The sequence below is a fragment of the Mesorhizobium erdmanii USDA 3471 genome (assembly GCF_000472705.1).
Lineage (GTDB): Bacteria > Pseudomonadota > Alphaproteobacteria > Rhizobiales > Rhizobiaceae > Mesorhizobium > Mesorhizobium erdmanii.
The window spans coordinates 241,955-256,735 of the sequence record NZ_AXAE01000013.1 but is presented as its reverse complement, the minus strand read 5'-3'; the positions used below and the strand labels follow the sequence as shown (position 1 = coordinate 256,735).

The 14,781-nt window shown below is 63.4% G+C and carries 11 protein-coding genes; 3 read left to right on the top strand and 8 right to left on the bottom strand.

The annotated features are described in order from the left end of the window. Positions 1-4: 4 nt before the first annotated feature. Together A3AU_RS0110230 and A3AU_RS0110225 are read right to left on the bottom strand one after the other, a co-directional pair. Positions 5-2,416, bottom strand: coding sequence for a GcvT family protein (locus A3AU_RS0110230; RefSeq protein WP_027052729.1), 2,412 nt, complete (start codon positions 2,414-2,416; stop codon positions 5-7). Positions 2,417-2,556: 140 nt separating this feature from the next. Continuing rightward, entirely contained in the window at positions 2,557-3,216 is a 660-nt protein-coding gene (locus A3AU_RS0110225) for a TetR/AcrR family transcriptional regulator (protein ID WP_032917126.1), read from the bottom strand. Between the two features lie 272 nt (positions 3,217-3,488). On the opposite strand from A3AU_RS0110225, the gene A3AU_RS0110220 reads away from it, so the two are divergent. The 3 genes from A3AU_RS0110220 (at position 3,489) to A3AU_RS0110210 (ending at position 6,622) form a co-directional block, all read left to right on the top strand. Next, a complete protein-coding gene (locus A3AU_RS0110220; RefSeq protein ID WP_027052727.1) occupies positions 3,489-4,928 on the top strand; it encodes an aldehyde dehydrogenase family protein in 1,440 nt (479 codons plus the stop codon). Between the two features lie 65 nt (positions 4,929-4,993). After that, a complete protein-coding gene (locus A3AU_RS0110215; RefSeq protein WP_027052726.1) occupies positions 4,994-5,569 on the top strand; it encodes a DUF1349 domain-containing protein in 576 nt (191 codons plus the stop codon). Positions 5,570-5,641: 72 nt separating this feature from the next. Beyond that, positions 5,642-6,622: a glycosyltransferase family 10 fucosyltransferase gene (locus A3AU_RS0110210; protein WP_027052725.1), complete on the top strand. Its 981-nt coding sequence runs from the start codon at positions 5,642-5,644 to the stop codon at positions 6,620-6,622. A 33-nt stretch (positions 6,623-6,655) separates the two neighbouring features. Here the strand turns inward: A3AU_RS0110210 and A3AU_RS1000000137735 are convergent, their stop codons facing one another. From A3AU_RS1000000137735 to A3AU_RS0110180, 6 genes are all read right to left on the bottom strand, one after another. Then, a complete protein-coding gene (locus A3AU_RS1000000137735) occupies positions 6,656-8,800 on the bottom strand; it encodes a glycosyltransferase (RefSeq protein ID WP_245235450.1) in 2,145 nt (714 codons plus the stop codon). 2 nt (positions 8,801-8,802) lie between these two features. Beyond that, positions 8,803-9,453 carry a bifunctional DNA primase/polymerase gene (locus tag A3AU_RS0110200; protein WP_032917124.1) on the bottom strand — a complete coding sequence of 217 codons (651 nt, stop codon included), beginning with the start codon at positions 9,451-9,453 and terminating at the stop codon, positions 8,803-8,805. Between the two features lie 134 nt (positions 9,454-9,587). After that, positions 9,588-11,117: a mercuric reductase gene (locus A3AU_RS0110195; RefSeq protein ID WP_027052722.1), complete on the bottom strand. Its 1,530-nt coding sequence runs from the start codon at positions 11,115-11,117 to the stop codon at positions 9,588-9,590. After that, positions 11,107-12,462 (bottom strand): glucoamylase family protein, encoded by a 1,356-nt coding sequence (locus A3AU_RS01000000135245; protein ID WP_032917122.1) that lies wholly within the window; start codon positions 12,460-12,462, stop codon positions 11,107-11,109. Before A3AU_RS01000000135245 ends, A3AU_RS0110195 begins: the two co-directional genes overlap by 11 nt. Next, complete coding sequence (locus A3AU_RS0110185) at positions 12,455-13,900, bottom strand: GH39 family glycosyl hydrolase (protein WP_032917120.1); 1,446 nt, start codon at positions 13,898-13,900, stop codon at positions 12,455-12,457. Before A3AU_RS0110185 ends, A3AU_RS01000000135245 begins: the two co-directional genes overlap by 8 nt. A 102-nt stretch (positions 13,901-14,002) precedes the next feature. Then, positions 14,003-14,755 carry an SDR family NAD(P)-dependent oxidoreductase gene (locus tag A3AU_RS0110180; protein ID WP_027052720.1) on the bottom strand — a complete coding sequence of 251 codons (753 nt, stop codon included), beginning with the start codon at positions 14,753-14,755 and terminating at the stop codon, positions 14,003-14,005. Positions 14,756-14,781: the final 26 nt, after the last annotated feature.

Here is a 14,781-nt window from a genome sequence, read left to right as displayed (position 1 = left end):
TCGGTTAGGCCCGCATCGCCTTGCCCAGCGGATCGTAAGGCGAAGATGCGATGACGCGTGCACCTCTTTCGACGCCGACGATATGGGTTGTCAACTCGGTATCGACGCCGGCCGCTTCGCGATCGACGAGCGCCATGGCAAGGCTCTTGCCGACGGTGTGGCCATAGCCGCCGGAGGTGACGAAGCCGGCAAGTTTTCCTCGGCTCCAGACCGGTTCGTAGCCGCTGGCGTCGGCGTCGTCAGCGTCGATTTGGAGCGTTACCAGCGTGCGCCTCGATCCGGCCTTCTGCTCTTTCAGCGCCGCCTCGTGGCCGATGAAGTCGCTCTTTTCGAAGGCGGTCCAGCGGTCCATGCCGGTCTCGGCAGGCGTATAGTCCTGCGTGAACTCGCGCGACCATATGCCAAAACTCTTTTCGAGCCGCAGCGAATCGACCGCGCCGAAGCCATATTCGGCAATGCCGAGATCGCTGCCCGCCGCCAGCAGCGCGCGGCGCAGTCCAGCGTGCTCATTGGCCTGGCAATGGATTTCGTAACCGAGCTCGCCGATGACCGAGAGCCGGCCGACCTTGGCTCGCACCAGGCCGACATCCAGCGTTTTACAGGCAAGGAAGCCGAAGGCTTGGTGCGAGACATCCTGGTGCGTTAGCCGCTCGAGCAGACGCCGCGCATTTGGGCCGGCGAGCGAGAAGCCGACCACCGCGTCCGAAATGTCGCGCACGGCGGCGCCCTCGGCGAGATGCTGTTCGAACCAGCGCATATGCCATTGCCGCAGATAATAGGACCCCATGATCCACCAGCTCCCATCGCCCCAGTTGAAGACGGTGAGGTCGCCCTTGAGCTTGCCGTTCTCGCCCAGCATCGGCGCCAGCTTCGCACGGCCGGGCTTCGGCAGCGCGCATGCAAGCAACCGGTCGAGCCATGCCTCGGCCTGTGGCCCACTCACCTCGTAGCGCGAGAAGGCGGAGATATCGAGCAGGCCGACGCCGTCGCGCACCTTGCGGCATTCCCGGGCGACGATATCGAAGGCGTTGGAGCGCTTCAGCGTCGGTGTCTCGACGAAGCCTTGCGGGGCGAAATAGAGCGGCACTTCCATGCCCCAGGAATTGCCCCAGCGCGCGCCGGCCGCATCCATGGCGTCATGCGCGCCGGCCGTCTTCAACGGCCGTCCCGCCGGCAATTGCTCATTGGGATAGCTCATGACGAAGCGGCGCGAATAGAACTGCCCGGTCGTCTGCTTGATGTATTCGCGGTTGGAGGCGAAGTCGCCGTAGCGGGCAATGTCCATGCCGAAGACGTCGGCTTCCGGCTCGCCATGGATCATCCATTCGGCGAGCGACTTGCCGACGCCGCCGCCCTGCAGGAAGCCGGCCATGACGCCGCAAGCCACCCAGTAGTTGGGAACGCCGCGCACCGGGCCGACCAGCGGATTGCCGTCCGGCGAGAAGGTGAAGGCGCCGTTGACCCAGCGCTTGATGCCGGCGGTCTCCAGGCAGGGATAGCGGCTGAAGCCGAGCGACAGCTCGTTGGCGATGCGGTCGGTGTCTTCCTGGATCAGCTCGATGCCGTAGTCCCACGGCGCGCCGTCCATGTTCCAGTGCTTGTGGTTGATCTCGTATATGCCGAGCAGCAGGCCCTTCTGCTCCTGGCGCATGTAGGTGAAGCCTTCGAGGTCGACGATCAGCGGCAATTCCCTCTCGAGCGCCTGGATCTCCGGCAGCGCCTCGGTGACCAGGTAGTGATGCTCCATCGGCGACAGCGGCAGGTCGATGCCGGCCATGCGGCCGACCTGCTTGGCCCAGAGGCCGCCGGCGTTGACGACATGTTCGGCGATAACAGTGCCTTTCTCGGTGACCACGTCCCAGCTGCCGTCCACGCGGCGGTTGAGTTCCAGCACGCGGTTGTGCTCGATGATCTCGGCGCCGCGTTTCCTTGCCGCCTTGGCATAGGCGTGGACGACGCCCGACGGATCGATATGGCCCTCGCGCGCGGCATAGAGGCCGCCCAGCATGCCGTCGGTGTTGAGGATCGGGCAGCGCTGCCGGATTTCGTCGACGCCGACCAGATGGACGTCGTCGATGCCCATGGTCTGGAAGATGCGGTAGGAAGCCTTCAGCCATTCCCAGCGCTCGGGCGCCGACGCAACCGAGATGCCGCCGGTCATGTGCATGCCGATCTTCTGGCCGGATTCCTTCTCGACCTCCGACAAAAGGTCGATCGTGTAGGCCTGCAGCGCGGCGATGTTGGGATCGGCGTTGAGCGCATGGAAGCCGCCTGCCGCGTGCCAGCTAGACCCGGCGGTCAGCACCTCGCGTTCGATCAGCGCGACATCGCTCCAGCCGAATTTTGCCAGGTGATAGAGCACCGAGGCCCCGACCACACCGCCGCCAATCACGATCGCCCTGTATTGCGATTTCATCCTGTCGCACTCCGCCCGGTCACGGCTGCGCACCCTATCGGCATTGTACACATGTGTCTAGTGTGTTGCGAAGGCGACCCGGAGCAGGCTGGCTACGGGTTTAAGAAAAGCGGAAGGGTCGAGGCAGTGGATGGCTGAGCCTACCGTTTGCCGGAAAGAGTCTTCTCGACATAGCGCGCGAACTCCTCGACATCCTGCGCCGGAGGCTCCTGGCCGGTGAAGCTGCGCAGATAGGAGGCGACGTGCGTGAGGCGGGTGCTCATCGGTTCGTTGAGTTCGAGCGAATAATAGCCGATCTGCATGAAATAGAGCACGCGGGCGCGTACGAACGCATCTTCTTCCTCATAGCCATGGCGCATGAACATGTCGCGTATGGCATTGACGCGCTCTTCGTCGGCCTGGTCGAGCGCGCGCCTCGTGGCGGGGGAGCGGCGAGCCCAGGCCCTGATCGCGAAATCCAGCCGGGGATCGAACAGCTTCTCGTCCACCCAGCATTCGAAAATGCTCATCACTCCGCGGATGACGGTCGCTGAAGGCCGTGCGGCGCGCTCGACGATGAACCTGGTGTTGGTCTGCCGCCAATAGTCCAGCAACTGGTCGAGCAGATCCTGGCGGCTCTTGAAGTACCAGTAGAAGCTGGAGCGCGAGACGTCGAGCTGCTGTCCGAGTGTCAGCACGCGGACGCGTTCGACGCCATCCGAGATCAGTGTCTCAAGCGCCAGCTTCAGCCAGTCTTCACGCGTGGCCTTGATGTTGCCGGTGGCGCCGGCGCGCTGGATCGTCGTTTCGATTGCTGCCATCAGCACGACGCATGACACGCCGGATCAGGCAAATCAAGGCCATGGACATATATGTACAGCGCAATTCGCTCTCGCCTGGAGGGCGCCCCGCGGATATTGGCCGGGTTGTCATCGACGGGCGCTGGCGCTGCCAAACGACCGGCGCAAAGGCAAGCCCGGGGACTTTTGTCGCGGCTGTTCGGTCAGTGCGTGCTTTCCCGCAAGGCATTTGTCTGGCAAATACCAGTTCAGACAGATGCCGCCGCGCGGCCAACCAGCAGGAAAGACCAGATATGGCGCAGTTTCGAAAGAACCTCATCGATGGCGAATGGGTCGGTGATGCCGGCTCCCGCAACATCAACCCCTCGGACACTGGCGACGTCGTCGGTGAATATGCCTCCGCAGGTGTCGACCAGGCCAGGCAGGCCATCGCGGCAGCCAAGGCGGCGTTTCCGGCTTGGTCGCGTTCCGGTCCGCTGGCGCGCCACGCCGTGCTGAAAAAGGCGTCGGACGAGATCATGGCGCGCAAGGATGAGATCGGCCGCAATCTGGCGCGCGAGGAGGGCAAGACGCTGGCCGAAGGCATCGGCGAAACCATTCGCGCCGCTCAGATATTCGATTTCTTTGCCGGCGAAACATTGCGCCTGTCCGGAGAAGTCGTGCCGAGCGTACGCCCCGGCGTCGGCGTCGAGATCACCCGCGAGGCGGTCGGCGTGGTTGGCATCATCACGCCGTGGAATTTCCCCATCGCCATTCCCGCCTGGAAGATCGCCCCGGCGCTGGCCCACGGAAACACCATCGTCTTCAAGCCGGCCGAACTCGTCCCCGAAAGCGCCTGGTCGATCGTCGACATCCTGCATCGCGCCGGCCTGCCCAAGGGTGTGCTCAACCTCGTCATGGGCAAGGGCTCGGTGGTCGGCCAGGCGATGCTGGACAGCCCCGACGTCAATGCAATCTCCTTCACCGGCTCGGTCGGCACGGGAAAACGCGTCGCCGCGGCAAGCGTCGAGCACATGCGCAAGTTCCAGCTCGAAATGGGTGGCAAGAACCCGCTGGTCGTGCTTGACGACGCCGATCTCGCCGTCGCCGTCGATTGCGCGCTCAACGGCGCCTTCTTCTCGACCGGTCAGCGCTGCACGGCCTCGTCCAGGCTGATCGTGACCGACGCCATCCACGACCGGTTCGTCGACGCGCTCAAGGAGCGGATGGACAAGCTGGTGATCGGCGATGCGCTCGACGCGCAGACCCAGATCGGGCCGGTAGTCGACGCCACCCAACTGAAGCAGGACGAGGATTATATCGCCATCGGCGTCAGGGAAGGCGCCACGCTGGCCTTCGGCGGCGAGCGGCTCGACCGCAAGACGCCGGGCTTCTATCTCAAGCCGGCGCTGCTGACCGGGGCCACCAACGCCATGCGTAGTTCGCGCGAGGAAATATTTGGCCCGGTCGCCAGCGTCATCCGCGTCAAGGATTACGACGAGGCGCTTGCCGTCGCCAATGACACGCCGTTCGGGCTGACCTCGGGCATCTGCACGTCGAGCCTGAAGCACGCCACCCACTTCAAGCGCAATTCGGAGGCCGGCATGGTGATGGTCAACCTGCCGACGGCTGGCGTCGACTTCCATGTTCCCTTCGGCGGCCGCAAGGGCTCGAGCTACGGTCCGCGCGAGCAGGGCCGCTATGCGATGGAATTCTACACCACGGTGAAGACCGCCTACACGTTCGCAGGCTGATCGGCCGCCGGCTACAGAGCCGGCGAGCCCTCACGCATCTCGAGCAACCGGACCGGCGCAACGCGATGACAACGCAGGATCTGACCTGGCTCAATCCGCCGCCATACTACACGACAGACGGGAATGTCGTCCGTGTGCGCACCGGCAAGGAGACCGATTTCTGGCGCGAGACCTTCTATGGTTTCTGGCGGGACAACGGCCACTTCCTGCATCGACCGGTCGAGGGCGATTTCACCGCCGAAGTCACCGTCAAGGGCGACTACAAGGTCCTCTATGACCAGGCGGGGCTGATGGTCCGGCTGAGCGAGACGCACTGGATCAAGGCCGGTATCGAATACACGGATGGCCTTGCCTATTTTTCCGTCGTCGTCACCAACGACACGTCGGACTGGTCGCTGGTGGCCATTCATGCCGGTCCGAATGGCGTCGGCATCCGCCTGACCCGCCACGGCGAGGCGATCCGCGTCCAGTATCTCGATGCTGCGGACGGGCACTGGAAGCCGGTGCGTCTCGCCTATTTCCCGATTTCGAAGACGGTCGATGTCGGCATGATGTGCTGCTCGCCGCAGCGCGAGGGTTTCGAGGTCACGTTCTCCGGATTTTCCATTGGTCCGCCGATTTCGCGCGACCTGCACGGTTAGAACACAGATCAACCGTACTTTTGCAGCGGAAAAGACCGGCGTAGAACTGCGTTGTCAGAATCCTGGAGCGCCATGCGGTCGACCAGTCCCATCATCCTTTTCTACACGTCCTACTTTGGCAAGCCGGTGGACATCGCGGCCATCCCGGAATGCGGCTCGCCGGTCGAATGGACCAACGATCGCCGCCGCCTCTCCGAGGCCACGGCCGTGGTTTTCCACCTTCCTGATTTTCGTGAGATCGGAGACGCCCGCAAATATGGCGGCCAGGACTGGGTCGCCTGGTCGATGGAAAGCCGGCGCAACTACCCGCTTATGGCCGATCCGCGTTTCATGAGGCATTTCGACATCACCATGACCTATGAAACCGGGTCGGATGTCTGGGCCCCCTATCTTCCGCCGCACGCCTTTTGGCAGAAAGCGCGCGCCAATCCGGTCGCCCGCAAGACGGAGACTGCCTTGGCCGTGCATTTCCAGTCGTCGAAATTCGATGACAGCCGTCGGGGCGCATTGGTCGCCGAACTCTCCCATCATATCGGCGTCGATCGTTACGGCCGGCACCAGCCCAACCGGCACGTCGAAGGTCCCGACCTTGGTCGGCAGACCAAGCTCGAGATCATCAGCCGATACCCCTTCTGCCTTGCCTTGGAAAATTCGATCGCGCCGGACTACGTCACCGAAAAAATGTTCGATCCGCTGGCCGCCGGCACGGTGCCGGTCTATCTCGGCGCACCCAATGCCGCCCGGTTCGTCCCCGAAAAAAGCTACATAGACGCGGCGTCCTTCGGCAGTCCGGCCCAGCTTGCCGCCTATCTCAGGCATCTGGTCGAGACCCCGGCGGAGTATCAGGCCTATTTTGCCTGGCGGGATAGGCCTCTGCCCGAGCGCCTCGCCGACTGGATCACTCAGTCCGAGCTGGCGCCGACATGTCGCCTGGCGGCGCTGGTGCATCGGCGATTGGCAGAACGGCAGCCAGGGCTGTCGCGACGGTCCTCCTTACCGTTCGGCCCCTTGCCTTTCCTGCGCGCACGGCTGCGTCGCTGGCGCAAGGGCTAACCGCTTCGCGGACGGAACCCTGACGGCTGGCCGTCATTCGCCATCATGAGACAGGCCCAACCCGGCGCGGACCGCAGCGCTGATCGCGTGCGGGCCAAACCTCGCCCATACGGTTTCATGTGCGCGCATGCGCAGCCTTGTCCTGCGCTCGGCATCCCTGCAGAGCGCGATCGCCATGTCGGCAAGCCCTTCATCCGAAGCCGACAGCAAGATCTCGTCGTTCTCGACCAGATCGAGCCCCTCGGCCGCCAGTGGCGTGGCGATCACCGGCACGCCCCAGGCCATCGCTTCCAGGATCTTGATGCGCGTGCCCCCGCCTGTTTTGAGTGGAATGATGGTAATGTGAGCGGCCGAGAGAAGCGGCGCTAGGCTTTGCGGGTTTTCGACCAGCTGTACCCCACTCAGGCTGGCCAGTGCCCGCACCCGCTGTTTTGGGCTGCGCCCGGCCAGAACAAGCCTGGCGCCAGGCAATGCCTGCCGGATGCGCGGCAATATCGAGGCGGCAAGTCGTTCGGCTGCGTCGACATTGGGCGGGTAGCCGAGATGACCGACAAACAGGATCGTTGGAAAGCCGCTATCCGTTTGGGCCTCGGCAGGCAGCGTCTTGGGGATGTCGGCCGCATGCGGAATGCCGTTCGGCACGATGTCGATCGGCACCTTGTGGCGGGAAAGGCCGCTCAGCCTGTTGCGGTCCTGGTTCGAGCAAACCCAGACCTTGTCGACGATGCCCAACGCCTTTCTTTCAAGCCGAGCGAGGCCGGACGCAGCGAGCATTCCGGCTAAACTCGGTCGGACTCTATCGGCGTACTGGATCTGGGCAGCCAGGGCGGACTCGACATTGTGCATGTCGAGAATGAGCTGGTTCGCCATCGGCCGCAAATGTCGCAGCAGCTTGAAGAGGCCGATACCCTCGACGATGATGGTGTCCGGCTTGAAGGCTTGCACCAGGGTCCGCAGCCGCACGAATGCCGATCGCGGAATGCGCATCTCTCCGTCTATCCTGCGCCAGCCGAGCGAGGCTGTGCGCCGTTCCCCTTCGATGGTCAGCCCAACCGCATTCACGCAATCGCCGGACTGGTTTGACGCATGGACGAGCGGCCTGATCGAGGCTAGCCGGACCGGGCCGTAGCCCGCCGCCGTGTCTGCATTGCTGTAATTGCGCAGGTCCGCCCCCGAGACCGGCGGATAGGCCGGATCGTAGGACACGATCAGCGTGCGTCTTTGCCGGTCCTTGCCGGCGCTCGCCGGACGGTCAGGCTTTTCCAGCATGGCTCCGCCGCGAATGCGGAAGCGATATTGTAGGGCTTTCCAGCTTCGGCCGAGCGTCTTGTGGGCGCTCACGGCGCGCATCATGCGCCCGGCGTCTCTGTATCGCTTGTGCTTGATGAGCTGCCTTGCGATGCGCTGCGCGATCCACGCTTTTCGCCACTGCAGAAGCTCCCTTGGGATCCCAAAACCGGCGAGCTTGTTCAGTTCGAGTGCGATTGACAGAAAACTGGCCCGTGGCTTCCGCACGAACCGGCGCGCCATCCTCTGCTCGCCGTAATGATAGACAAACACCGTAGCGGGTATCATCGCGACGCGGGCGCGCGTCAGCAGTGCGGCCCAGTAGCATGTGTCTTCGTCGAAGCCGATGGCTTCAGGGAAGCGGATGGCGGCTGTTGCCGAAGCGACGACCAGCGCGCTGCCCATCGCGATCGGCCATAAGTCGTTGAAAAGGTAGCGCCGGACGTTCATGGCCCGGTCACTTGTGTATCCATGCGGAACCTTGAGCTTGTCCTCCCGGCCCTCTGTGCGGCGGATGCTGGCCCCGACCGAAAGGCCGGCCTCTGGATTGCGCAGCAGCGCATCGCGCAAAAGCCGCAGGCCGCCCGCCACCACCTCGTCGTCGGCGTCGAGGAAGAACAGGAACCTGCCGCTGGCACGCGCCATTCCGGCGTTGCGAGCAGCCCCGGCGCTTCCCAGGTCAACCGCCACAATCTGGAGCGGCAGCTGGTATCGTTGGGCGGCTTCGATCGAGACGGCCGAGGTCTGATCATCCGAGCGATCGTCGACCAGAATGATCTCGCCGATTAGATCCCGGTCGGACCCGAGGCTGCGCAAGGTCGTGTCGACCGTCGCGGCCGCGTTCCTGGCCGGGATGATGACGGTTATGTCCTGCCGGTCGGTGTCGGTCATGCTCATCGCGGCGCGAAGAAGCCGCGGCCCAGCAGGCGGTCATAGTGGAATTTGAACGGCGACACGGCGCGCAGCGAAAGGCTGGCGAGGCTCTCGATCGCCTGCGGATCGACGTCGAATGGCGACTGGCCCTCAACCCAGTTGTAGGAACTGCCGTCGCTTAGCACCGACGGGCTGCCGACGACATAGCCGCCAAGCGCCTTGACGTGGCCGACCCGCCGCATGCCGCAATAGAGGCTGGATGAAACCGCCGGCTCATGCGTCCTCAGATAGACGTGAAATCCTCTCGGCGATTTCGCAACCGGCGTGCCGCGCGAGAGGGGCAGGTGCAGATCGGCCCAGCCTCGGTAGCCGGCAACGTCGTCGAAATCCAGGATGAGCAGATTGGCGAAGCCGCCGATGATCCCGACATTGCCGGCGAACCGCCAGAACCAGCGCTCTATGTCGTCGCCGGTCGGTGGTTTCTGCGCCAATTGAAAGGCGATCGATCGGAACGCTAGTTCCTTCATGTCCTTGCGACGGCTCTGCAGGTGCAGGGGATGGTACTCCATCGTCTGAAGATCGAGATGCTTGCCCCCGGCCAGCAACGGCACGCAGATGTAACCCTTGCCCAGGAGCTGGATCGCATGGTCCGTTTCAATGACAGGCTGCATCCCCGAATGTTCCGCAGGTCGCAAGACGCGATGTCAATCTTCGTTAGCCTCACCGGGTTCCGTCAAGCTCGGCTTGTGAGATTGGGCAGGCTATTTGCAGGAATTTCATCGAATGTTGCTGTTCTTGTGCGGCCTTACCGCCTGGACCAAGCCAGCCAGCGCGCCGCCAGGCGCCGGCGCAAGGAGGTGAGCCGCGTACGTCTGTAGGCGTCGCCCGCCATCTTGATGCCTTGTGCCTGCGTCGGGAACGGATGGATGACATCGGCGAGCGCATGCAATCCCATGCCCGACCTGATGGCGAGCGTCACCGCATTGATCATCTCGCCGGCATGGCTGGCGACGACCGTCGCGCCAAGGATGCGGTCGGATCCCTCCCGGACATGGATCTTGACGAACCCTTCCTCCTCGCCGTCCATCACGGCGCGGGCGACATCGTGCATCAGTACCGTATAGGTCTTGACCGGAATGCCGTCCCGCCGCGCCTCGATCGGATAGAGCCCGACATGGGCGATCTCCGGATCGGTATAGGTACACCAGGGCACGACGAGTTCACTGAGCCTTTCGTGGCCGCGAAACAGAGCATTGCGCACAACGATGCGGGCTGTCGCCTCGGCGGTATGGGTAAACTTGTATTCCAGGCACACATCGCCCGCCGCGTAGATGTGCGTATTGGTGGTTCTCAGGTGATCGTCCACCTTGATGCCGTCGGCGTCATACGCCACCCCGGCCTCTTCCAGGCCGAGACCTCCGACGTTGGGCGAACGACCGACGCCGGTGATGATCTCGTCGACGGAAATCGTCGTCGTATCGCCCTCCCGCGTCAGGTCGGCGAGCTTCTTGCCCCCCTCCCTGCGCACCGCCACCACCTCGGTATTCAGCCGCACCTCGACCCCCTCGCGCGCCAGAGCATCTGAAAGGATCTGTGCGGCGTCGCGTTCCTCGCCGGGCAGGAACATCGGCTCATTCTGCGCCAGGATGACCTTCGCGCCGAGCAGGCAGAAGGCCTGCGCCGTCTCGCAGCCGAGCGGCCCACCGCCGATGACCAGCAGCCGTTCAGGGCATTGCGTAAGGTCGAACATGCTCTCATTGTCGAGATAGCCGGCCTCGGCAAGTCCCGGAATTGCCGGCGCGCTTGGATGCGCCCCCGTCGCCACCAGTGCCTTCCTGAAGTGCAGCGTCCTGCCGGCGACCTCAACCGTGTCAGCTCCGCCAAAGCGCGCTTCGCCGAAATAGAGGTCGATGCCTTCCGAAGCGATGGCAACGGCTGAATCGGCGCGGCTGAGCCGCTGCCGGATCTGCCGCATCCGCATCATGGCCCGCTCGAAGTCGGCGTGAAGACGCTCGGGCACGTCGCCGCCGAAATTCTCGGCATCGCGCATGTCGGCATAGAGCCTCGCCGTGCGGATGATCGACTTCGACGGGACGCCGCCGACATTGACGCAGGCCCCCCCGATCAGTCCGCGCTCCACCAGAGCCACCTTGGCGCCAAGGCTTGCGGCGTCACGCGCCGCGGTCAACCCGGCCGGCCCGGCACCGATGACGACGAGATTGTAGCGGCCATCGGGGGTAGGGTTCATCCAGTGTGGCGGATGCGCGGCCCGCATCAGGTCGACGTCGTTGCGGTCGACAGGGAAAGCGGCGGCCTTTGTCCGTTCACGCGACATCGCGGTCCCCTGATACCACAGGCCCTGCCGGCTGCGTCAGCCAGCCACCGGTGAAGCCCGCTCTGCCGAGGCCGCGGCGGATATGCTGGTTGGAGCGCATCAACTCCCAGATCAGGCCTGAGCGGTGGTTCTCGATCATCATCACCACGATACCCTGGTCCAGCCCGTATTGACCTTCCGACACCCAGCCGTCGCGACCGAATTTTCGCCGGTTGGCCAAGGTCGGATTGAAGCCGCTCGGCAGCCGGTAATTGTCGATCACCTGGGGATATCGATCCCCGAGATGGCGCAAGGCGGCTAGGCAAATGTCGGGCGCGAAAGGCAGCGACGCGGGATAGGACCATGGCGCGATGGTCCCGTCATCCGGCCCGAACGGCGCGCCGCGCGCGGCATAGCCGGAGAACCGGTGCCGCCGTCGCTCGACGCTGGCGCGGAACCCGCCCGGCCCATCTCCCGCCGAAAGCCCCCAAAGGTTCTCGCCATAGCCGTCGAAGCCATACGGATTGTGGCGGGCATAATCGCGGTGAAGGTAGGTCGAGCGGCGGCTGTTTTCGAAATAGTCAGAGTTCTTCTCGCGCATGAAGGCGTCGCGGATGCCGGCGAAGTCGATCCAGGCATGCGAGAACTGGTGCATGAACAGCGGCCCGCCATAGAGCACGTCATGGCCATAGATGTTTTCCCACTGGTAGGTCGCCGTCCAGGCCTCGTAGCTGTCGTCGGAGGTCGGGCTGTCGGGCGAGGCCATCGACAGCACGTAGAGGATGGTCGCCTCGTTGTAGCCTTCCCAGCCATAGTGCAGGAAGCCGCTCTTCGGTTTCCAGCCTTGCCGCAAGGTGGGGCTGCTGCCTTGCGCCCAGCGCCAGTCGATGCGCCGGTAGAGCGCTTCGGCAAGGTCCCGGATTTCGGCCTCCTTCTCGCCCGCGCCGGAGAAATAGGCGCCCGCCACCAGGACGCCGGCCATCAGCAACGCGGTGTCCACCATGGACACTTCGCAGCGCCAGACGCGCAGCCCTGTCCGCATGTCGAGGAAATGGTAGTAGAAACCCTTGTGGCCGGTGACGTCGTCGCCACCGCCTTGCGGGCTGGCCGAGAAGAAACGCAGCGCGGCGAGTGTCAGCTCGACTGCCGCCTCCCGCGTCATCCAGCCGCGCTCGACGCCGATCGGATAGCACGACAGGGCAAAGCCGACGACGGCGATGCTGGCCGGCGAGTTCGGCCGTGACGTATCTGCGACCAGCCCGTTGTCGGGGTTCACGGTCTCCAGGAAGTAGCCGAAGGCGGCGCGCTGGTAGCGGTCCAGAAGCTCCTCGTCGGACAGCGCGTCGTCAGGTTCTGTTTTAGGCAAACGGTGCAAACTCCAGCCTGATGGAAGCGACTCCCAACGGTGGAATGGTCACCTCGATTCCAAGGGTACGGTCGCGCCAGGTGACCGTTTGTTCCTGCTCCGGCATTGCCGAGGCCGCATGCAATCGCTCGACCATTGCCGGGTTCAGATACTCGGGGCTACCCATCCCGACCCATAGGGCCTTGGCGTTGGCATTTTCGGTGTCGACTCGCTGGATGCTTGCCGTGGCGGGCCGCGGCGCATTCTTGAGTTCGATATGGACCGTTTCGCTCGTGATCGGATGCCGGGGCAGGGCGAAATTGGAGATCAGCACAGTCAACACATTTCCGTGGCGGACGCACCAGCTATCGACGGTTGGGTGGTCGCCTTGCATGAACAGGATTTCGGTTCCAAGTCGGTGCAGCATTTCGAAGGCACGGTAAGCCGGTTTGGCAATGCCGTGAAGGTTCATCAGGCCGAAACCACCGTGAAAGGGTTCGGAAGGAAAATAGTTCTCCTCGAAGATATCCGAGAAGGTCCAGTAGCTGTAGCCCTGGACCAGTCCTCTCGCCTCCATAACCGTCTTGACGATGAAGGCGGCGGCATACGGCTCGTCATGCAAGGGATCACGCGGGTTCGAAGAGGTGCACCATTCGGTGTAGTAGAGGGGGCGGTCGCCGGCCTGCTGGCGTGCTGTGCGTGCCTCCTCGCGCAGCACACTTCTTGTGCTTTCCGAAAGCTGGGTTTCGGTGTCGTCGCCAGTTTTGCCGAAGGCATCTGTTGGATAGTGATGCGTGCTGATGAAATCCGCTGGAAGGCTGTTCCGGCTGCAATAGGCGATGAATTCCTCGATCCAGGCATTGGCGGCGGTGGCCGGCCCGCCGACTTTCAATTGCATGTCGACGGATTTGATCGCCTTTGCCGTAGCGGCATAGAGTTTGAAATAGTCCTCCTGCTTGCCGCTGCCAAACGCCTCGAGATTGGGTTCGTTCCAGACCTCAAAGAACCATTGACGCACCTCCTCCAGTCCGTAGCGGTCGACCCAATGACCGACGAGTTTCGAAATCAGGGTCGACCATTGGCCGGAATCCTTCGGCGCGCTGACATTGGCACGGTAGTGGAAAATGATCTGCCCATTGGATGAGAGCATGGTCGGCATGAAGCTCAGTTCGACAAAGGGCCGCATGCCTATCGACAGCAGGAAATCGAAAATCTGGTCGGCATTGAAGAACGAATAGAGCGGCTGGTTGTCCTGGTCGATGAGCGTGCCCATGTCGTCATCGAGCAGCCCATGAAAACGGACGTGGCGAAAGCCGAGCTCGTCATGCGCGCGGCGTATCTGCACCTGCCAGTCCGCGCGCAATGCCAGCGTTGCGTGGCCACTGCCGACTGTATGCTCCCAAAAGTGCGGGAATTCCTCGCCCCGGACGCCGAGATCGCAGCGAAAGGTCACGTCCATGGAACTGTTTGAAGGGATATTCGCCGGTCGTATGCTCTGCATCGCCGACTATACGCAGGCAGGCAGCATTCGTTGCCTGCTCACGCGGATTTGTAGTTGCCATCAATAGGTGGCGCGGCCGCCGGAAACGTCGAAGACGGCGGCGGTCGTGAACGAGCATTCCTCCGAAGCGATCCAGCAGATCAGTGCCGCCACTTCCTCGACCTCGCCGAAGCGCGCCATCGGTATCTTGGACAGCATGAAGTCGATGTGCTCCTGCTTCATCTGCTTGAAGATGGCGGTGCGCACAGCGGCCGGCGTCACGCAATTTACCGTCACCTTGGTCTTGGCCAGTTCCTTGCCGAGCGACTTGGTCAGGCCGATCACCGCCGCCTTCGAGGTGCTGTAGGCGGAAGCGTTGGGATTGCCTTCCTTGCCGGCGATCGAGGCGATGTTGACGATGCGGCCATAGTCGCGCTCGAGCATGTGCGGCACCAGCGCCCTGTTGCAGTAGAAGACGCCGTTGATGTTGATGTCGATGACCTTCTGCCAATCCTCGACCGAATAGGCCCAGGTCGTCATGTTCGGCCCGGTGATGGCGGCGCTGGTGACCAGGATATCGACGCCACCGAGTGCCTCGATCGTCGACCGGGCAGCGCTTTCGACAGTTGCTGCGTCGGCAACGTCCATCGTCACCCCATGCAGGCCGGGAACAACGGCTTTCGCCTGTTCGATCTGGCCCGGGTCGCGATCCCAGACGCTGACACGCCCGCCTTCCTCGACGATCCTTTGCGCAACCGCCAGGCCGATGCCCGAGGCGCCGCCCGTGATGACAGCCGACCGGCCGGCGAAGCGTCCCGCGAAGTTCATCGGCATGTGATTCTCCCCCTTGATGGCTGAAG